We start from the raw sequence: 994 nt of genomic DNA, 5'->3' as shown, positions 1-994 counted from the left end.
AAATTTTCTATATTTTGATAAACTTTTTCTAAAAATTCCAAAGGTAAAATAAAATCTTTACTGAGTATATTTTCTAAAATTTGTTTTAAAGCTAAAGCATCATTTAAAAATCTTTTAGCATTATCTTGATCTTTTTGTATTTTTTCTTTGAATTTAACTAGGAGTTTGTCACTTCTATTTTTAGTTAAACTTTTTGGAAGTTCAAATTTAGGTTTTTCTTTTGTAAGGAATTTTTCACAACATTCTTTAAAGGAAAGTTCTTCTGTAAAATTAATCCTTGCTCCACCTTCAGTGGCATTGTAAAATTTAGTTTCTTTACTGTTGCAAGCAAAAAGATATTCAAGTTTTATGCGATAATCATTCCAAGTTATATGAGTTAAAACTTCACCTTTACCTGCATAGGCGGGGACTTTAAGTTTGTCTATATTTTCTTCACCGCTAAATTTCTCCCCAAAATCAAAACCTTTTGAGTGTGAATTTCCTTTTTCATCAAAAGCTAAATCTTGCCCTATCATGATAATATTTTTAAATCCTAAAGCCAAAGCTAAAGTATAAGAAAAATGACTCACATGAGTACCTGTATCAATATAGCCAAAGTCATTAAGATTGAAGCGTTGGTAAAGAGCTTTATTTCTTAAAATAATCATACAATTTTCAGCCTTTAAACTACGCGCGACATTAGGATGTGTAGCACACTCAAGAGCAATAATGCTTTGTTTTAAATTTTCTTTATTTTGAAAAAATTTTATTGCCCAATCACTATAGTCTAAATTGGTAACATAATCAGGTACTATGCCTTCTTTTTCAAGCATACTTAAAGCCCCATCAGCACAAAAGATCACTGCTTTATCTTGATAAGCTTTAAGTAAAGGAAGTTGTTTAGCTAAACTAGGTCCTGCAGAAACTACTATAGCATTTTCAAATTTGTTTTTTCTTTCACTTAAGATTCTTTGAAAAGGAATGCTTTCAAGCATAGAAGGGATGTTTTGTAAAA

Annotated in this window: 1 protein-coding gene; it reads right to left on the bottom strand. The window is 29.1% G+C overall.

The window, feature by feature from the left end:
* A partial coding sequence (locus AJN64_RS02460) for a motility associated factor glycosyltransferase family protein (protein ID WP_148122982.1) occupies nucleotides 1-994 on the bottom strand: 994 nt, incomplete at both ends.

Source organism: Campylobacter sp. BCW_4332, assembly GCF_001763175.1.
Classification (GTDB): Bacteria; Campylobacterota; Campylobacteria; order Campylobacterales; family Campylobacteraceae; genus Campylobacter_D; species Campylobacter_D jejuni.
The sequence above is the reverse complement of the archived record's forward strand: the minus strand, read 5'-3'. Positions and strand labels throughout refer to the sequence as shown.